At 63.1% G+C, this 17,485-nt stretch carries 18 protein-coding genes; 9 read left to right on the top strand and 9 right to left on the bottom strand.

Annotation, left to right across the window (positions count from 1 at the left end):
- The first annotated feature begins 1 nt into the window (after position 1).
- Together AC1DMG_RS07125 and AC1DMG_RS07120 are read left to right on the top strand one after the other, a co-directional pair.
- Positions 2–1,021, top strand: a complete 1,020-nt coding sequence (locus tag AC1DMG_RS07125; RefSeq protein WP_477178741.1) for a YeiH family protein — start codon at positions 2–4, stop codon at positions 1,019–1,021.
- A 53-nt stretch (positions 1,022–1,074) separates the two neighbouring features.
- Complete coding sequence (locus tag AC1DMG_RS07120) at positions 1,075–1,506, top strand: GFA family protein (protein ID WP_477176213.1); 432 nt, start codon at positions 1,075–1,077, stop codon at positions 1,504–1,506.
- Here the strand turns inward: AC1DMG_RS07120 and AC1DMG_RS07115 are convergent, their stop codons facing one another.
- The gene (locus AC1DMG_RS07115) at positions 1,507–1,914 is read right to left on the bottom strand and encodes a DUF302 domain-containing protein (protein ID WP_441611267.1); all 408 of its coding nucleotides are present in this window, start codon (positions 1,912–1,914) and stop codon (positions 1,507–1,509) included.
- Between the two features lie 123 nt (positions 1,915–2,037).
- On the bottom strand, positions 2,038–2,784 hold the full coding sequence (locus AC1DMG_RS07110; RefSeq protein ID WP_441603050.1) for a glucose 1-dehydrogenase: 747 nt from the start codon (positions 2,782–2,784) through the stop codon (positions 2,038–2,040).
- A 112-nt stretch (positions 2,785–2,896) separates the two neighbouring features.
- Between AC1DMG_RS07110 and AC1DMG_RS07105 the strand changes: the two genes are divergently transcribed.
- Positions 2,897–3,283, top strand: a complete 387-nt coding sequence (locus AC1DMG_RS07105; protein ID WP_441603051.1) for an ArsR/SmtB family transcription factor — start codon at positions 2,897–2,899, stop codon at positions 3,281–3,283.
- A 23-nt stretch (positions 3,284–3,306) separates the two neighbouring features.
- On the opposite strand, the gene tsaB is transcribed toward AC1DMG_RS07105, so the two are convergent.
- Both tsaB and creD read right to left on the bottom strand, forming a co-directional pair.
- On the bottom strand, positions 3,307–3,996 hold the full coding sequence (tsaB, locus tag AC1DMG_RS07100) for a tRNA (adenosine(37)-N6)-threonylcarbamoyltransferase complex dimerization subunit type 1 TsaB (protein ID WP_477176214.1): 690 nt from the start codon (positions 3,994–3,996) through the stop codon (positions 3,307–3,309).
- Positions 3,993–5,336, bottom strand: coding sequence for a cell envelope integrity protein CreD (gene creD / locus AC1DMG_RS07095; protein ID WP_477176215.1), 1,344 nt, complete (start codon positions 5,334–5,336; stop codon positions 3,993–3,995). The genes tsaB and creD overlap by 4 nt, the downstream gene beginning before the upstream one ends.
- A gap of 185 nt (positions 5,337–5,521) precedes the next feature.
- On the opposite strand from creD, the gene AC1DMG_RS07090 reads away from it, so the two are divergent.
- Positions 5,522–5,893: a nuclear transport factor 2 family protein gene (locus tag AC1DMG_RS07090; RefSeq protein WP_441603054.1), complete on the top strand. Its 372-nt coding sequence runs from the start codon at positions 5,522–5,524 to the stop codon at positions 5,891–5,893.
- Positions 5,894–5,986: 93 nt separating this feature from the next.
- Positions 5,987–6,790: a helix-turn-helix domain-containing protein gene (locus AC1DMG_RS07085; RefSeq protein WP_477176216.1), complete on the top strand. Its 804-nt coding sequence runs from the start codon at positions 5,987–5,989 to the stop codon at positions 6,788–6,790.
- 2 nt (positions 6,791–6,792) lie between these two features.
- Here the strand turns inward: AC1DMG_RS07085 and AC1DMG_RS07080 are convergent, their stop codons facing one another.
- Positions 6,793–7,161: a VOC family protein gene (locus AC1DMG_RS07080; RefSeq protein ID WP_441603056.1), complete on the bottom strand. Its 369-nt coding sequence runs from the start codon at positions 7,159–7,161 to the stop codon at positions 6,793–6,795.
- 164 nt (positions 7,162–7,325) lie between these two features.
- Positions 7,326–9,254 (bottom strand): ATP-dependent DNA helicase, encoded by a 1,929-nt coding sequence (locus AC1DMG_RS07075; RefSeq protein ID WP_477180346.1) that lies wholly within the window; start codon positions 9,252–9,254, stop codon positions 7,326–7,328.
- A gap of 75 nt (positions 9,255–9,329) precedes the next feature.
- On the opposite strand from AC1DMG_RS07075, the gene AC1DMG_RS07070 reads away from it, so the two are divergent.
- Positions 9,330–9,710 (top strand): VOC family protein, encoded by a 381-nt coding sequence (locus tag AC1DMG_RS07070; protein ID WP_441603058.1) that lies wholly within the window; start codon positions 9,330–9,332, stop codon positions 9,708–9,710.
- A gap of 201 nt (positions 9,711–9,911) precedes the next feature.
- Here the strand turns inward: AC1DMG_RS07070 and AC1DMG_RS07065 are convergent, their stop codons facing one another.
- Entirely contained in the window at positions 9,912–12,935 is a 3,024-nt protein-coding gene (locus AC1DMG_RS07065; protein ID WP_477176218.1) for a TonB-dependent receptor, read from the bottom strand.
- A gap of 170 nt (positions 12,936–13,105) precedes the next feature.
- On the opposite strand from AC1DMG_RS07065, the gene AC1DMG_RS07060 reads away from it, so the two are divergent.
- From AC1DMG_RS07060 to AC1DMG_RS07050, 3 genes are all read left to right on the top strand, one after another.
- Positions 13,106–13,522: a helix-turn-helix domain-containing protein gene (locus AC1DMG_RS07060; protein ID WP_477176219.1), complete on the top strand. Its 417-nt coding sequence runs from the start codon at positions 13,106–13,108 to the stop codon at positions 13,520–13,522.
- A gap of 229 nt (positions 13,523–13,751) precedes the next feature.
- Positions 13,752–14,006: a type II toxin-antitoxin system Phd/YefM family antitoxin gene (locus AC1DMG_RS07055; protein ID WP_477176220.1), complete on the top strand. Its 255-nt coding sequence runs from the start codon at positions 13,752–13,754 to the stop codon at positions 14,004–14,006.
- Positions 14,006–14,431, top strand: coding sequence for a PIN domain-containing protein (locus tag AC1DMG_RS07050; protein ID WP_477180345.1), 426 nt, complete (start codon positions 14,006–14,008; stop codon positions 14,429–14,431). The genes AC1DMG_RS07055 and AC1DMG_RS07050 overlap by 1 nt, the downstream gene beginning before the upstream one ends.
- 25 nt (positions 14,432–14,456) lie before the next feature.
- Here the strand turns inward: AC1DMG_RS07050 and AC1DMG_RS07045 are convergent, their stop codons facing one another.
- Together AC1DMG_RS07045 and mrcB are read right to left on the bottom strand one after the other, a co-directional pair.
- Positions 14,457–14,987 carry a tetratricopeptide repeat protein gene (locus AC1DMG_RS07045; RefSeq protein WP_477180344.1) on the bottom strand — a complete coding sequence of 177 codons (531 nt, stop codon included), beginning with the start codon at positions 14,985–14,987 and terminating at the stop codon, positions 14,457–14,459.
- Positions 14,988–14,989: 2 nt separating this feature from the next.
- Positions 14,990–17,317 (bottom strand): penicillin-binding protein 1B, encoded by a 2,328-nt coding sequence (gene mrcB, locus AC1DMG_RS07040; protein WP_477180343.1) that lies wholly within the window; start codon positions 17,315–17,317, stop codon positions 14,990–14,992.
- Positions 17,318–17,485: the final 168 nt, after the last annotated feature.

The raw sequence follows: 17,485 nt of genomic DNA, 5'->3' as shown, positions 1-17,485 counted from the left end.
CATGAACGCCGCCGTCGCCATTCCCACCACCCCCACGCCTTCCCGCCTTCCCGGCTTATTGCTGTCGGTGGTGATCGCCCTGGTCGCGCTGGGGCTGGGCAAAGTCGCCCCGCTGATCGGCGGCCCGGTGTTTGGCATCGTGCTGGGCATCCTGGTGCGCAATACGGTGGCTCCGGGCGGCAGCTACACGCCCGGCATCCAGTTTGCCGGCAAGCAGGTGCTGCAGTGGTCGATCATTGCGCTGGGTTTCGGCCTGAGTCTGAACCAGGTGGCCAAGACGGGCCTGGAATCCCTCTCGGTCACGCTGGTGACCATGACCGTTGCCTTCCTCACCGCGTGGGGCTTGGGTCGACTGCTGAAGGTCCAGGACAAGCTGAAGATTCTGATCGGCGTGGGCACGGCGATCTGCGGCGGCTCGGCGATTGCCGCCGTCACGCCGATCATCAAGCCGGACGAACACGACACCGCGTTCGCCATCTCCACCATCTTCCTGTTCAACCTGGTCGCGGTGCTGCTGTTCCCGCTGCTGGGGCACCTGCTGCATCTTTCGGATCTGGGCTTCGGCCTGTGGGCGGGCACCGCCATCAATGACACCTCCTCGGTGGTCGCGGCGGGTTACAGTTTCAGCAAGGAGGCTGGCGATTACGCCACCATCGTCAAGCTCACCCGCGCCACGCTGATCATTCCGATCTGCCTGATCCTCGCCTTCGCCACCGCGTGGAAGCAGAAGAAGCAAGGCGCCACGGATTTCAGCCTCGCGCGCATCTTTCCCTGGTTCATTCTGTGGTTCCTGGTGGCCTCCGCCGTTCGTACGGCAGGCCTGGTGCCGGTGGCGATCCAGCCGGCGCTGCATCTGGCGGCCGAGTTCCTGATCATCGTGGCACTGACGGCGATTGGCCTGTCTGCGAATTTGCGCAAGATGGCGTCCACCGGTGCGCGGCCGATCCTGCTGGGACTGGGCGTCTGGGCGGCGGTGGCGGTGAGCAGTCTGGTCGTGCAGTTGGTGATTGGACAGCTCTAAACGCGGCGATCGTTTACGCTTGGCGCTCAACGTCATGTCGATGGGACGCCACCATGCTGCTCCAGGGCCAGTGTCACTGCGGAAATATTGCCTACACGCTCAGCTGGGAACCTGATCCCGTCGAGATCCCCGCGCGCGCCTGCGACTGCACCTTCTGCACCAAGCATGGTGCCGTCTGGACGTCCAAACCCGATGGCGAGCTGCGCGTCACCATCGGCGATCAGGAACTGGTGAATCGTTACTCATTTGGCACCGGCACAGCAGCGTTCCACATCTGCCGCCAATGTGGTGCGGTACCGCTGGTGACCTGCACGGTGGATGGTCAGGTCTACGCCGTGGTCAACGTCAACACGATCGACAATCTCGACACCGGCTTGCTGCAGCATCGGGCGGCGAGTTTCAGCGAAGAAGACCTGGGCACCAAGCTTGCGCGGCGGCAGTCGAACTGGATCGCCAACGTCAGCTTTATCGAACGCAGCGCCTGATCACGCAGAAGGCTTCAGCGCCAGTGATTTGAGGATGGCCAGCGGCCCCGCCAGATTTCCGGCAAGCGCTTCCGGTAAGCGATAGCGCCCGAGAATGTACTCCGGCGTGTTGCAAGCAATCCAGGTGGCGCCGTGGCCGTCATCCCACACCAGCGCCTTCAGCGGCAGATCCAGTCCCACCACGGGTTCCAGCTGCATCAAAGGCGTGCCGCCCTTGGGATTGCCGAAGATCAGCATTTGCTCCGCACGCATGGTGAGGCCGGCCCGCGCCGCGTCGCCACTGAAGTCGATCAACGCGAATACTGTTGCGCCGTGCGACTCCACCGCCTCGCGAAGCTTGGCGATGGTGGTGGGCACATCGAACGCTGACTGGAATTGAAGGATCCCGTTGTTGCTCTGGCTGGACATCCGGTTGCCTCGTTACGGGTGAAATAACGAGGCATTTTCAGCCCATGCGCGTTAATCCGACGCATGCAAAAAAAACGCACCCCGGCCCACACCGGGGTGCGTCATACAGCTAAGCGCGATGGATCAGCGCATGCCGCCGCCGGCGTAGAGCTGTTCGCCGGTGAGCCAGTAGGAGTCGTTGGAGGCCAGGAAGGTCACGATGGAGGCGATGTCGTCCGGCTGGCCGATGCGGCCCAGCGGGGTCTGCGCAATGGCGCCCTGATGGAAGTCCGAACCGATGAAGCCGGCGGTGTGAGTGCCTTCGGTTTCCACCATGCCCGGATTCACCGCGTTGACGCGGATCTTGCGCGGGCCAAGCTCACGCGACAGCACGCCGGTGATCGCGTCCACGGCGCCCTTGGTGCCCGTATACACCGCGCTTTCGGCCGGCACGATGCGCGAGACCAGCGAGCCGATGTTGATGATGCTGCCGCCGTCCTTCATGTGACGAGCCGCGGCCTGCGTGGTCAGCAACAGGCCAAGCACGTTTACGTTGAACTGCTTGTGGAAGTGCTCCTCGGTGATGGCGTCCAACGCGCCAAATTCATAGACGCCCGAGTTGTTCACCAGGATGTCCAGACGGCCGAAGTTCGACACGGCTGCATCCGCCAGGCCCTTCGCATCAGCTGCCTTGGAAACGTCGCCACCCACGGCCACGGCCTTGCCGCCAGCCTTGGTGATTTCGGCGACCACGGCATCCGCGCCGGCCTTGCTGGAGGCGTAATTCACGACCACCGAAGCGCCTTCGGCGGCCAGCGCCTTGGCGATGGCGGCACCAATACCCTTGGATGCGCCGGTAACAACAGCCACTTTACCTTTGAGCTTGCTCATGACGGATACCTGTTCAGGTTTGTGTGTAGAAGGGCTTGGGACAAGTTGTTGTCCCATAGTTCGTAACATACGAACTTAAGAACTAGATTTCAAGTGCTGCTAAAATGAGCACATGAGGCCCCTGACCCACCCATCCATTGACGATGTCACCGTCGAAGGCATCCTGCATGCCCTCTCCGATCCGGTGCGCGCCACCATATATTGGCAACTGTCCTGTGCGGACAGCGCGAACAGCTGCTCCGTATTTCTCAAGCTGGAAAACCGCTGCATTCCAAAGTCCACGCTGTCACAGCATTTTCGTGCGCTGCGCGAAGCCGGCCTGATACGCAGCGAACGCCGCGGCGTGGAAATGCTCAACACCACGCGTTGCGCGGAAATCGAAGAACGTTTTCCGGGATTGCTGCCCGCAATCAAACACGCCCAGAGCATCCAGTGCGCTGCACGCAAGCAAGATGCTGCGCCCAAGCTCGTCGTTGGCGAAGGCGTGCACGGCGGCTGAGTCAGCCGCCGCAAGGAGCAAGCTCAGGCCTTGCCCTGCTCTACCAGCGTCAGCGCGACTTTGTCGCGCAGATACACCGGCAAGGCGTGTTCCGGCGCGCCGGCGCGACCCGCCAGGAATTCGCGTGCAGCGAGCTCGGCTACATGGCGCGCCTGCGGATAGCGCGCGCCTTGCGCGGAGCGCAGTTCGCCGGTGAGATGCGGACGCAGCACGTCCGCATAGGTGCTCCAACCGGTGCCGACCACGTGCCATGCCGGCGATACCGACAAGCTCAGCGCGGCGGGCATGCAGACGCGTTCTTCATCGAGCTCGATGAGCCCGCCGTTGTCGTCGCGTCGGTAGCTTGCGGCGTAGATCTCGCCCATGCGGGCATCGATCACGGCCAGGATGGCCGCATCGTCTTCAGGAGCTTCCAGCGCCAGCGCGGCCAGCGATGACACCGTCACCACCGGCACGTCCAGCGCCAGCGCCATGCCTTGGGCGAGCGAAATGCCCAGGCGCACGCCGGTGAAGGCGCCCGGGCCGCGGCCCACGGCGATCACATCGAGTGCGTGCCGACCCAGACCGGCCTCGGCCAGCAGGGCATCGGCCATGGGTAGCACCAGTTCGGCGTGACGGCGTGGCGCGATTTCGCTGCGGGCGACTACTTCGTCGCCATGGATCAGGGCGACGGAGCAGGCTTCGGTGGAGGTTTCGATGGCGAGCAGATTCATGGCTGCTCCATGATAGCCGGGCCGGCCGCCGCAGGCATGCTGGCGTACCAGTCGATGCGGCGGGTCAGGTACATCAGCAGGGCCACGGTGACCACCAGGACGATCGCGCCAATCAGCAAGGCGTATTCCTCGGCCGCCAGCACCACGTAGAGCATGGCGTAAACCAGGGCGAGCGAGCCGCCCAGCAACAGCCCTGCACGGCGCGCGCCGAGCACCGCCATGGCGTAGCCGCCCACGATCGCCACCACCGCGCCCGCCGCCGCCGCATAGGCCAGTCCAAAGCCGATCTGCTCGGACAAGGCAAGAAGCAATACATAGAACGTCGTCAGTGCCGCGCCCACCAGCAGGTATTGCACCGGATGCACGCGCAAACGCTTGAGCACTTCGAACAGGAAGAACGCCACGAAGGTCATCGTGATGAACAGCAGCCCGTACTTCCCCGCGCGCACATTGCGCTGATAGACACCCACCGGCTGGAACAGCGCCACGCCGAAGGCCGCGTCATGCACGGCGCTGTCGATACGCGCATCGCTCGCATGCCACGACTGGCCGAACTTGCGATTGAGATCCAGCATATGCCAGCGCGCCGAAAAGCCCTGCGCATTCACCGTGCGCTCCAGCGGCAAAGCCGCGCCGATGAAACTCGGGTCGGGCCATGGCGCATGCATCGTCACCTCGGTGGTGCGCGCCAGCGGCAATAGCTGCAACGATTGCGTGCCCGCCAACTTCAGCTTCACGGAAAACTCGATCGGCTGGCCGTTCAGCGCCTCGAGATCGAGTGGCACAACAACTGTGGAGGACGCACCGGCAATCGTCGCCGCCGATGATGCGAAGCGTTGCGGTTTGCCGTTGACCAGCAACTCGGTGACTTCCTGCAAGCCACGCAGATCGCCGACTGCGAGCCTCAATTCGGCCTTGCCATCCTGCCAGACGGCGCTATCCATCTGGCGCTGCTGCGCGATATCTTCCGCAGTGAATTTGCCGTGCAGCTCGACCGTGGAAGCAAACACGGGCGCTTCATAGATGCCGTAGCTGCGCTTGTCCACCGACATTCCAATGCTCATGTCGGCGGTGTCGGGAAGCACCAGGGTGGTATCGGCCACATCGCGCAGTTCGCCGCCGGTCATCGCGATCTTTTCGTGCGATGGCACGGCAAGCACCAGACCACCGAGTACCTGTTCGCCGCCCCAGCCCTGGGCAATCTGATCGATCGCCGCCCGTCGCATGCCTTGTCGCTCGTCCACCAGCGACTGCACTTTCCATAACGGCAGCAACATCAGCAGCGCCAGCAGGCCCACGCCCAGCACCTTGGCGGTCCAGCTCTTCATCCAGTGTCCCATGGCCCCATCCTTAGCATCGGAGACTGCAGGAAAACATGCCTCCGGGCCATCGGGCGGGCGATTGGCTGTCGACTCGCGCGCAACTTGTGGCAGAACCGGGGCGCAACTCATTACCCCTGAGGTAATCGCAACCATGCGGCGCCGGTCGCAAGCTGTTCCCACACCAACCCACGGAGGAACATGCCATGACCAACCACGCCCACACGCTTGCCGAACGCTATATCGCCAGCTGGAACGAAACCGACGCACTGCGCCGCCGCAGCCTGATCGAAGACGTCTACGCAGAACATGCGCGCTACACCGATCCGATGGTGGACGCGAAGGGCTGGCAGGCGATCGACGCCACCGTCGCTGCCGTACAGGAGATGTTTCCGGGTCACCGCTTCGCGCTGGCGGGCGTGGTCGATGCGCATCACGACACCTTGCGCTTCCACTGGCATCTTGCCTCGCCGGGCGCGGACGAACCGCTGGTGATCGGCTTCGATGTTGCAGCGATGGAAGACGGACGCATTCGCCAGGTGTTCGGCTTTCTCGACAAGGTACCGCAGCTGGTCTAAGTCTCATCGCCGGACGGCAACCCCGCCGTCCGGCATGGCCGGCGATGCGTCCTCGTGGGAACATTGCTGCAACGAGGCACGACGGAGTAATGCATGAGCGCCACGGTTTCCACGCTTGCCCGTCCAGTGGGCGACCTGCTGCGAGAGTGGCGACGCCATCGCCGACTCAGCCAGCTCGACCTGGCCAGCGGCGCGGAGATTTCCACGCGCCATTTGAGCTTCATGGAATCGGGCCGCTCGCAACCGAGCCGCGACATGATCCTGCGGCTGGCGGAATATCTGGAGATCCCCTTGCGCGAACGCAATCAACTGCTGGTGGCAGCGGGATTCGCACCCGTCTATCGCGAACGCACGTTTGACGATCCAGCGTTTACCGCGGTGCGCGGCTCGATTCGCTTGTTGTTGAAAGGCCTGGAGCCCTATCCCGCGCTCGCCATCGACCGCCACTGGAATCTGATCGAAAGCAACCAGGCCACGCAGCGCATGCTGGCGGGACTGGTACCRCAATGGCTCAAGCCGCCGATCAATGTGTTGCGCCTCAGCCTGCATCCCGATGGGCTGGCACCGCATATCCGCAATCTGCCGGTGTGGCGGGCGCACCTGCTCGATCGCTTGCGTCGCCAGATCGATGCCACGCACGACCCGGCGCTGGTCGCCTTACTTCAGGAATTGCGCAGCTATCCCGGCGACGATGCCGACGAACTCCACGTACTCAGCGGCGACATCGCAGTGCCCATGGAACTGGCACTGGGCGATGTCACGCTGTCGATGCTGAGCACCACCACGGTATTCGGCACGCCGATGGATATCACGCTGGCCGAACTCGCCCTGGAGGCTTTTGTTCCCGCGGACGAAGCGACCGCGCACCATCTGCGCGAGATAGCCGCCCGCACTTAAGCTCAGGCCGGCGGCTGCCACAGTTCGATGCGCGTGCCTTCCGGATCCATGATCCAGCCGAAGCGGCCGAATTCGCTCTCTTCCACCTTGTCCTCGACGGTCACGCCGTCGGCGCGCAGCTGGGCGAGCAGTGCGTCAAGATCATCCACGCGGAAATTGATCATGTACGGCAGCGTGCTGGGCGCGAAATGGGTGGTGTCGGCCGCAAACGGTGACCAGAGTGTGTAGCCCGGGCGCGCCGAGTCTTCATTGAAGCGGGCTCCGCCCCATTTCTGCACGGGCAGTCCCAGGTGCTTGGCGTACCACTCGTTCAACGCCTTGGCGTCGCGCGACTTGAAGAAGATGCCGCCGAGTCCGATGACCTTTGCCATGTTGGTGCCCTCTGCGCTGGGGGTAAGACGCCTATCATCTTTCGGGGAAAGGCTGGAGGCTAGTGCCTTTCCACGGCGAGACCTCATGGGCGCGGTCATGCCGGATACCGGGGCAAATCGATGGGCCGCGGTCGCGCACAGGGTGCGCTCCTACAAGGTTCTCGTTAACCGGGGGAGGTGTCGTCGAAGAAGGCGGCCACCTGGACCAGCTCCTTGGTGCGCGGCATGGGCGGCAGGCTGTTGAGAAACAGACGTCCATAGCCCTTGCTGGTCAGTCGCGGATCGCACAGCACCAGCACGCCGCGATCATGCACGTCGCGAATCAGGCGCCCTGCGCCCTGCTTGAGCGCAATGACCGCGCTGGGCACCTGCCATCCCATGAAGGGGTTGATGCCTGCCTGCTCAAGTGCTTCGAGTCGCGCCTGCAAGACCGGATCATCGGGCGATGCGAACGGCAGCTTGTCGATCACCACCACGCTGAGCGCTTCTCCGGCGACGTCCACGCCTTCCCAGAAACTGGCCGCACCCAACAGGACGCCGTGGCCGCTTTGGCGAAATTCTTCCAGCAAGCGATGCCGCGGCGCGGTGCCCTGCACGAACAGCGGCCACGGCACGCGCTCTTGCRATAGCTCCGCGGCACGACGCAACGCTCGATGCGAGGTAAACAACAGAAACGCGCGCCCATGCGATGCATGCAATACCGGCAGCACGGCCTCGATCACACGATCGGTGTAGTCGCGCGCGGAGGGATCGGGCAATCCGGGAGGCAGGTAGCAAAGCGCTTGCTTGGCGTAGTCGAACGGACTTTCCACCTGCAATGTCTGAGGATCTTCCAGACCGAGTTGCCGTGCAAAGTGGTCGAAACTGGACGACACGGACAGCGTAGCCGAGGTGTAGATCCAGGCAGCCTGGGTCTGCTCGCGCATCGTCCGCAAGGGCGCGGCCAGATCCAGCGGCGTTGCGTGCAAGGCGAGGCCTCGTGGAAACAACTCGTACCAGCGCACGTCCCGTTCGCTTTCGCGCTCGGCGATGCGATCGAGCCGTTCGCTCATCAAGGCAGCGCGTTCGTGCGCGTTGGCGAAACCGCGCGAACGTTCCGCCTGCGAGGCCAGCACGTCGGTCAGTGCCGCCAGCACGTCGCGCAGCTCGTGCAGTTTGTCGCTGATCTCGCGATGGCTTTCCAGCTGATGGAACGGCCCGCGCTCCGCCAGGCCATCCATGCTCAGCCGCAGCTTGCGCACGGCGTCCTGCATGGCCTCGACCGGCTCAAGCACCAAGCCGATGGCGCCGGTGACGCCATTGCATTCGCTCAGGCTGTCCTGTGCCAGATCGGTGAGCTGACGTGCGCTGAGGCTCTGCGAAAAGAACTGGCCCGCCAGCTCGGGGATTTGATGCGCCTCGTCCAGGATGAACGCGCTGGCACCGGGAAGAATCTCGCCGAACCCTTCCTGCTTGAGCGCCAGGTCGGCGAACAGCAGGTGATGATTGACCACCACCAGCTCGGCTTCCTGCGCCTCGCGTCGCGCCTTGATCACGTGGCAATCGTCGTAGAACGGACACTCCACGCCCAGGCAGTTTTCCGGGGTGGAGGTGACGCGCGGCCACATCGGCGATTCTTCCGGCACTTCGGCCAGCTCCATGCGATCGCCGCGCCGCGTGCGCGCCGACCAGGCGCGGATCGCCGCCAGCTGGGAAGCCTGGGCGCGATCAAAAGTCGCGCCTTCGCGCACGGTCTGATCCAGCCGGTAGAGACACAGGTAGTTGGAGCGCCCCTTGAGCAAGGCTGTTTTCAGGCGCACATCCAGCACCGAACGCATGCGCGGCAGGTCGCGGAAATACAGCTGGTCCTGCAGCGCCTTGGTGCCGGTCGACACAATGACGCGCTCGCCGGACAGCAGTGCGGGCACAAGATAAGCGAAGGTCTTGCCCGTGCCCGTGMCCGCCTCGGCAATTAGCGTCTCGCGCTCGGCGATGGCGTGCTGCACCGCGCGCGCCATCGCCTGTTGGGCGGCGCGCGGGGCGAAATTGGGCAGCTCGCGGGCGAAGGGGCCTTCCGTGCCCAGCAGCGCCGCAACATCCTCGTGATCGATCATCCGCCCAGTATCGCCGACCTCGGTCGCATCCGCGAATACTCTAGACTGTGCCCTTCCCACCCGTGGAGCCTCGCCATGTCCTCACGGATCACCGGCATCGGCCAGATCGCTGTCACCGTCAGCGACGTCGATGCAGCGCTGTCGTTCTATCGCGACATCCTCGAGCTGCCCTTCCTGTTCCGCCCCGCCACCAACCTGGCGTTTCTCGATGCGGGCGGCATACGGTTGATGCTGTCGACACCCCAGGGCCACGGCAACGTTGGCAGCAATTCCATCCTCTACTTCAAGGTCCCGGACATCGAGCACAGTTTTCGCGCCCTGCTCGATCACGGCGCGGTGGGCGAACGCGAGCCGCAGGCGACCGCGGAGCTATCCGACCACACGCTATGGCTGGCCTTTCTGCGCGATCCCGACGGGAATCTGGTGGGCCTGATGGAAGAGCGCGCCAGGGCCTAGCTGCCCTCGCAAGATCGACCCGGCAAGCTCACGCCCGGATGCACGCCAAATGGTCCTGGCGTGCACCGCCCTTGCGGATCCGGCTTGCTTCCTTGACGACGCGCGATCGGGGTGACGCTTCATCAAGGGTGCCCCCAGGACTGGAGGTCACTCCATTCGCCGAGGCCCGACACCACGGGCCGGTCATCGGCGACTTAGGACTTACAGCGTGAAGTCGTACTGCAACTGCAGTCGCGCATAACGCGGCGTGTTGAAGTACTTGGGCAGCTTGTAGTGTGTGTACTGCGTTTTGCGCCCGCTGTTGGAAATGGTTTCGTACTGTTCGTAGACAAAGGTCGGTGAGTCGTTGTCGAACAGGTTGATCACCGAGAGCTGCATGCTCAGGCCTTTTGCCCACGAGGGCTGATAGATCACGTTCGGGCTGACCGTCCACAGCCACGGCGTGCGTCCCGAGGTTCCCTCCGCGCTGACTTCGCCGTTGCAGACATGGAACTGCGCGCCATAGCCGAAGCGGGTACCCAGCGTACCGCCGCCACCGCCATAGCAGCTGATCGGCGCACCCGATTGCGCCAGCAAATTGAGGCCTGCCGACCACTCGGGCGTGAACTTGTAAGCGCCGTAGAGCTTGATGGCGTGCCGGCGATCGTTGGGCAGGTAGCCATTGGCGCCGACCATGATTTCCGGGAAATCGAAATCCGACGTGGTGCCGGTATCGTCCTGGCCGTTGCTGGATTTCACCAGGCCCTCGGTGTTGCCGTAGCTCTTGGACCAAGTGTAGGAGGCGTTGACGTAGTACTTCTCGGATTGCTTCTCGGCGCTGAACACCACGCCTTGATAAGAACGCTTGGCGCGCGGCCCCAAGGTGCTGCCGGGGATCGTCACGTTGAACGTGCGAGGCGAGCCGTCCAGTGTGGTCGTCAACGTAAGCGCACTTCCCGGATTGTAGATCCAGCAGCCGCCCATGCCGGTTGGAACGGACCACTGGTCGTCCCAAGCATCGCCCACGCCCTGCTTCACTGCCTCCGCGTAGAACGGACGCGAATCGCAGGTGTCGTCGATCGTCGTGCGCAAGTTTCGATAAGTGGCCTTGACGCCGACGGTCCAGTTGTCGAGAAAACTATTTTCGCTGCGCAGGCTCTTCTGGAAACCCAGGATGTACTCATCCTGCACATACGGCTTCAAATCCTTGGAGGCCACCGCCCGTGGATTGGGCGTACTGCCATCCTCACCGTTGAGGATGTAATGGCCCTGGCTGCCGGACTTGCCCACCAACACCGGTGAGCCGTCGGGATTGATGGCCGTGTAGAGGCTGTCGTCTTCGGTATAGAGCGAGGCCGTCGCCGCGCGCAAGGCGACGTTGGCCGCGATCGGCAAGGAGTAACGACCTGCACTGCCTGCGACCTTGAACGAGGCATCACCCATCACGTCCCAGGAAAAGCCCAGACGCGGCTGCCAGATATTTTCCTGTTTGACGAAGCTTTCTCCGGCACCGTTCCTGTTGTTGAAGCTGTCGTTGCGCAGGCCGCCATACAGCAGCAGCTTGTCGGTCGCCTGCCAATGGTCTTCCACGTACCAGGCCTTCTGGTCGACGTCGATACGACCTCCCGTACGGAAGTTGTACGTCATCACCAGACCCGGCGCTTTCGCCGTGGGCTTGGAGTAGTAGGAATGATAAGCGCCGCCCGAGTAGGAGCTGCCCGCAGCCGAGGACCAGGTTTCGTCGGAATAGCCGGCGCCGAGATCGTGATCGCCGAGCTTCCAGTCCAGATCTATGCGCCACGCCTTGCGCTGATCCTTCCCTCCGTAGAGATCGACGGAACTCGCAAGGGAACAGGTTGCTGGCCCCCATGGCGTTCCGTTGTACGCGGTATACGCGCAGCCGGAGGCCGGTGCATTGATATCGCCGTTGTAGCGGGTCGTGATGCCGGTCGGGCTGACCGTATAGGTGGAATTGGCGCTGTCCATCTTGCCCCACTGAGCAGTCAGCGTCAGATCGTCGGTGAGGTAGCCGGTGTACTTGACGATTTGCGTCAGGCCACCGAACTTGCTGTGAAGATCGCCCTTGTAGGTTGTCTTGGATGGCACGCCGTCGACATAGGGGGCGTTGTAGTAGCTGTAGGTATTGCTGTCCGTATTGTTGAAACCGGTGTATTCGACGTGGTTGGCATCGTTGATATTCCAATCGAGCTTCACTACCCAGTACGGGCTCTTGGTGGTGAGGTCGTTTGCGGTAGACGTCGAGTTGGCATTGCTCAGGCTTGTGGTGGAAGAAGCGCTATAGGTGGTGCTGCTCGACCTGGTGAACTCGCCCAATGCAAAGAGGAATAGCTGATCCTTGATCAGCGGGCCACCCAACCATGCGTCGTATGTGTTGCTGCTACTGCTGTTTTTATCGTAGTCGCGGAAGGTCGTGCCGTTATCACGCTTGACGTTGGGTGCATTCTCTCGCGCCCAGTTCGGAGCAGTGGTCCAACTCACACCGCCCTTCCACTCGTTCGTGCCACGCTTGATATTGACCGAGGTCACGCCACCGGTAGACAGCCCGTACTGCGCCCCGTAGCCGCCGGTTTGCACATCCAGCTGTTCGATGGCCTGAAACGGCACTTTGCCGAACGACAAATTGTTATAGAGATTGGTGACATTGAATCCATTGACGAAATAGCTGTTCTCGGCGACCGACGAGCCGCCGAAGGACGGCAGGTTGCCGAATACGCCATTTCCCTTGGTCACGCCCGGAGCGAGCGTCGCCACGCTGACGATGTCGCGCGGCACCGGCAGCGCGTTGAGCTGCGAGGCCGAGAAGGTGGTACGCGTTTCCGACGAGCTGACGTCGATGGACGGGATCGCATGCGCATTGACCGTCACGGTGCTCAGGCGGGTCGCCTGGGCAGCGTCGGTGCCGAGATCGAGTTGCGTGGTCTGGCCGGCCAACACGGTCACCTGACTGGTGTTCTGCCGATGGCCGTCGCGCAACAGCTGTACTTCATATCGGCCGCTGGGCAACGACGACACGCGAAACTTTCCGTCGGCGGCCAACTCAACCGAGCGGGAAAAACCCGAATCCAGACCCTTGATGATCACGACTTCGCCGCTGGTGTAAGTCGCAGTGCCTGAGATGTCGCCCGCCGTACTCTGCGCCAGCACACTGGCACTTCCCAGGCTCAGGGCGATGGCCAGCACCAGCAGGCGTAAATCGAACGAAGGCGATCCGCTACGAGAAATCATTTCGAGTTGCTCCCCAGTGAAAGGCGATAGCGGTCCGTGTCGGTGTCGTCGACACCAACGCAAGCGCGCTCCGGATGCAGCGCCCTCCGCGCTGCGGGAAGCAGACAATCAAAACGTGCTTAACAAGTCAAACGTGGTCTTCTTCTTACAAAAATCACAAGAATGGCTTGGTGATTGGACTCACCAAAGCCAGGTTTAACTTGCCTACAAGAAAATCAATCGATACCTACTCAGGCTTCGCAGATCGACTGAAAGAAGCCTGCGATTTGGCTGACATCCCTGGTGGCCGTGCGCGCAACAAGGCGCTGTCGTTGCGCTTTGACGTGTCCAAAGAAGCCGTGCGCCAGTGGTTCAAGGGACAGGCTTTTCCCGAAACGGCCCGGCTGGCCAAGGTGGCGGAGGAGTTCGAGTGCAGCCTGGATTGGCTGATCCTGGGCCGCCTGCCATCTTCCGGGCAGGTACGCGAACCGGGAGGCGCCTATAAGGTCTTGACCGAGCAGGAGCGCACCGTCATTACCGCCATGCGCAAGTTGAATGCCCGTCGCCGCAACGCCCTGGTGCAACTGCTGGCCGATAGCGAGGGCTAGCTCCGTTCCTCGTTCGCAACCCGCCGGAAGGCACGGCTAAGGGCGGGCCGAAATCAAGGTTCAGCCAGAGCCTGCAGTGCATCGAGGCGGAAGTCCCATTCCTCCGCGGGCCGGCAAGAGGCTAGCCTCTGCGGTTCTTGGCGGTGTGTAACACATTGATTTGGCGATCTGAGCGATGACTCGGGTTATTGTAGTAACGTAACTACAAATAACCTGCAGGAGCGCCATCATGGCGATCACGACCCTATCGAGCCGGGAGCTCAATCAGGACGTCACGAAGGCCAAGAAGGCCACCAAGGGGGGCCCAGTGTTCATCACGGATCGAGGCAAGCCGGCGCATGTGCTGTTGAGCATCGAGGAATACCAGCGCCTTACAGGGGGGCGTCAGAAGATTGCCGATCTGTTGGCCATGCCCGGCGTCGAGGACATCGAGCTGGACATCCCGCGGCCGGGCGACATCGCTCGACCAGCAGACTTGTCCTGATGCTTGTTCTCGACACCAACGTCGTTTCTGAACTACGCAAGGTGCGTAGTGGCAAGGCCGATTCGTGTGTAGCGCAGTGGGCCGATAGCGTGGATGTTGCCGACCTGTTCGTTTCCGCGATCACGATCCAGGAACTGGAATTTGGCGCTTTGCTGGCCGAGCGCAGAGACCCCTCACAGGGTGCAGTGCTTCGCGCATGGCTGAATAGTCACGTGTTGCCGGCATTCGCTGGCCGCGTCCTGCCCGTCGACACCGCCATTGCGCAGCGAAGCGCGAAGCTGCACATCCCCCATCCGCAATCGCTGCGGGACAGTTTCATTGCCGCTACGGCGCTTGTGCACGGAATGACGGTGGTGACGCGAAACGTGACCGACTTTGTCGCGTCCCGCGTCAACATCATCAATCCATGGACATGGGAGTCTTAGCCATGCATGAGGGCTGTCGCCTCGCTCAGTACCGCTGCATCCCTTCCACATGGCACTGCCCCACGCTCTTGCTCGCAGCGGCGGCGCCGGCATCGTCGCCGGCGTGTTGGCGCAGCTCGGCAATGGTCTGCCAGTTGCGTGCACACAACGGGCCCAGCTTCGGACCCAGATCCCATGAGCGGTGGGCCAGCTGCTCGGCGTTGGCGTAATCCTTCAGGCGGATGGCCAGCTCGGCGCGGTCCTGCAGCAGGTCCGGCGAGCTGGGGCTGATCTTCAGCGCCTGGTCGAGTTTGGTGGCGGCTTCATTGTATTTGCCGACGCGCAGGTCGCCTTCGGCGGCGTCCTGCAGCGAGGCCACGCCCGGATCGCGCAGCGGGTTCACGTCGATGGCCGATTTCTCTTTGTCGCCGGCCGCGTGGATGRCCGCCAGCATCTGATCGTCGGACACGGTCGGACGCGTGGCCTGCGAAGGCGCCGTGGGCTGGCTGCATGCCGCGAGCAAGAGGACGGCCAACGAGGCGGGCGCGGCGGAAAGACGAAGGGCACGAGCAAACATGATCAATCCCGGATAGGAGCGGAGGATGCCGGCGCAGGGGATCCGTCGCCGCCGCTGAAGAAATTGCCGACGTGCTGCCAGAAGCAGCCTTCGGCGTCCTGTGACAGTGTACCGGCGACCACCGGCACCTGCCGCGCTCCTTCGCAACCCTCTTCCGAACGCTTGCCGTTGGCGGGGTTGATCCACGCCATTTCCAGGCCCTGGCCCGGCGCCGCCGGCAGTGGGCGCGTGGGCAATTTCTTGAACAGCTCCTGCCACGCGCGCAGGCTGCCGGTGGCACCGTACATGCCGCTGGGCTTGTTGTCGTCGCGGCCCATCCAGAACACCGCCAGGTGATCACCGGTGAAACCGGCGAACCAGCTGTCCCGCATGTCGTTGCTGGTACCGGTCTTGCCCGCCGCATTGAGATAGGCCAGGCCCGAACTGCCGATGGACGCGGCCGTGCCCGAGCGCGTGACCTGCTGCATGGCCCAGGTCACCAGCCGCACCGCCGGCTGGTATTCGCCGGCACCGGTCTTCACTTCGTAGCGCTTGATGGTCTGGCCGCGCGCATCCACCACGCCGCGCACCGCCAGCGGCGGCAGCGCATGGCCATCGGCGGCGATGTACTGATAGAGCTGGGTGGCCTRCAGCGGCGACATGTCGACGGCGCCGATCAACAACGAGGGACTCGGGTTGACGTTGGTGAGACCAAACGATTCGAGAAACGCCTTGATGCGCGACACGCCGATGTTCATGCCCAGATTGATCGTGGCGAGATTCCACGAATGCACCAGCGCGTCGACCATCGGCACCGCGCCGTGCACATCGCCTTCGTCGTTCTTGGGCGTCCAGAAACTGCCGTCGGGCTGGCGCATGCTGATGGGCGAATCCTCGACGGGACTGGCGAGGTTCCATCGTTCCGGATTGGTCAGCGCCACCAGATAGACCAGCGGCTTCACCAGCGAACCGATCTGGCGTTTTGCATCGAGCGCGCGATTGAAGCCCTGATCACCCGGCACCTTGCTGCCGACAATGGCGAGTACCGCGCCGGTCTGTGCTTCGGTCACCACCGCTGCAGCCTGCGCCGCCTCGCCACGCTTGCCCAGTCCGCCCAAGGTGGTGGTGATCGCCTGTTCGGCGTACACCTGTGCTGCCGGGTCGAGCGTGGTGAAGATGCTCAGGTTGCCGTTGGACAGCGTCTCGTCGTCGAAGTCCGCGGTGGTTTGCAGACGCACCAGGTCCATGAAGGCCGGGAATCGATTGTGCGGCAGCTGTCCGTTGCTGACGATGCCCAGCGGCGCCGCCTTGTAACCGTTGGCTTGCTCGGCCGTGATCAAGCCGGTTTCGGTGAACTGGTCGATCACAAGATTGCGGCGCGACAACGCGCGATCCGGATAGCGGCGCGGATCGTAGTAGCTCGGCCCCTTCACCATGCCGATCAGCAGCGCCATTTCCTGTGGCTTGAGATCTTCCATGCGCCGGCCGAAGTAGAACTCCGACGCCGCGGCAAAACCGTGCACGGCCTGGCCGCCCTGCTGGCCGAGGAATACCTCGTTGACGTAGGCCTCGAGGATGCGGCTCTTGTCGTAATGCGCTTCGATGAGGATGGACATCAGCGCTTCGTTCAATTTGCGCGAAACATGCTGCTCGCGATCAAGGAACAGGTTGCGCACGAGCTGCTGCGTCAGCGTCGAACCGCCCTGCACCGTGTGGCCGGCGCGCAGGTTGGCGAACGTCGCGCGCAGGATGGCGGTGAGATCGATGCCGAAGTGATGCTTGAAGTCGCGGTCTTCCACTGCCTGCAGGCCGCCCAGCAAAAGCGGGGGCACGTCGCTGAGGCGCACGATGCGGCGCTCTTCCTGCTGCGAGCCGTACACCGTGGCAATGCGCGCGGGATCGAGATGGGTCATCTCGATGGATTTGCCGTTGGCCAGATCCTTGACGCTGGCCACCTGCCCCTTGCCCAGCGCGACGCGGATGCGCTTGGGTACTTCGCCGCCGTCCGGGCCGGCATAGCCGCGCGAAGCGATGGTGTAGCTGCTGCCCTCCTTCATCCAGGTCCCGGCCACGTCGGCGTGGCCGTCGTTGCTATAGCCGGCGAAGGTCAGTTCGAGTTCGAGCGTCCCCGGCGTCATCGGCGTACCTGCCGACAACGGCAGCGGCCTGGCGTAGATGCGCGTGGGCACGGCGAACACCAGATCGTTGAAGCGATCCTGCACGCGCTTGTTGAGCACCATCGTGTACGGCAGCACGAAGCCGAACAGCAGTCCCATGCAGACCCAGAACGGAATGCGGATCCAGGGCCAGACGGCACTGAAGATCGAGCGGAGACGGGTCATGAAGTCCAAGTAGGGGCAATCCTGAACAGGGAGGCTCCGGGATCATAGGGCCTGCTTCCCGGCGGGCATCTGAACGCGGGCGGGGATTTCTGGCGAGTAGCGGGCACCGGTGAGGCGTCGCCAGGGTTGTAGGAGCGCACTTGTGCGCGACCGGTCCGCCTCGGAGCCGCCTACCGG

It is taken from the genome of Dyella sp. 01N36 (assembly GCF_056399745.1).
This window is presented reverse-complemented; position numbering and strand designations above follow the sequence as displayed.

Excerpts from the sequence above, each read along its gene's own strand:
- AC1DMG_RS07125 (WP_477178741.1), top strand. The coding sequence starts at position 2 with ATGAACGCCGCCGTCGCCATTCCCACCACCCCCACGCCTTCCCGCCTT.
- AC1DMG_RS07120 (WP_477176213.1), top strand. The coding sequence starts at position 1,075 with ATGCTGCTCCAGGGCCAGTGTCACTGCGGAAATATTGCCTACACGCTC.
- AC1DMG_RS07115 (WP_441611267.1), bottom strand. The coding sequence starts at position 1,914 with ATGTCCAGCCAGAGCAACAACGGGATCCTTCAATTCCAGTCAGCGTTC.
- AC1DMG_RS07110 (WP_441603050.1), bottom strand. The coding sequence starts at position 2,784 with ATGAGCAAGCTCAAAGGTAAAGTGGCTGTTGTTACCGGCGCATCCAAG.
- AC1DMG_RS07105 (WP_441603051.1), top strand. The coding sequence starts at position 2,897 with ATGAGGCCCCTGACCCACCCATCCATTGACGATGTCACCGTCGAAGGC.
- tsaB (WP_477176214.1), bottom strand. The coding sequence starts at position 3,996 with ATGAATCTGCTCGCCATCGAAACCTCCACCGAAGCCTGCTCCGTCGCC.
- creD (WP_477176215.1), bottom strand. The coding sequence starts at position 5,336 with ATGGGACACTGGATGAAGAGCTGGACCGCCAAGGTGCTGGGCGTGGGC.
- AC1DMG_RS07090 (WP_441603054.1), top strand. The coding sequence starts at position 5,522 with ATGACCAACCACGCCCACACGCTTGCCGAACGCTATATCGCCAGCTGG.
- AC1DMG_RS07080 (WP_441603056.1), bottom strand. The coding sequence starts at position 7,161 with ATGGCAAAGGTCATCGGACTCGGCGGCATCTTCTTCAAGTCGCGCGAC.
- AC1DMG_RS07070 (WP_441603058.1), top strand. The coding sequence starts at position 9,330 with ATGTCCTCACGGATCACCGGCATCGGCCAGATCGCTGTCACCGTCAGC.
- AC1DMG_RS07065 (WP_477176218.1), bottom strand. The coding sequence starts at position 12,935 with ATGATTTCTCGTAGCGGATCGCCTTCGTTCGATTTACGCCTGCTGGTG.
- AC1DMG_RS07055 (WP_477176220.1), top strand. The coding sequence starts at position 13,752 with ATGGCGATCACGACCCTATCGAGCCGGGAGCTCAATCAGGACGTCACG.
- AC1DMG_RS07050 (WP_477180345.1), top strand. The coding sequence starts at position 14,006 with ATGCTTGTTCTCGACACCAACGTCGTTTCTGAACTACGCAAGGTGCGT.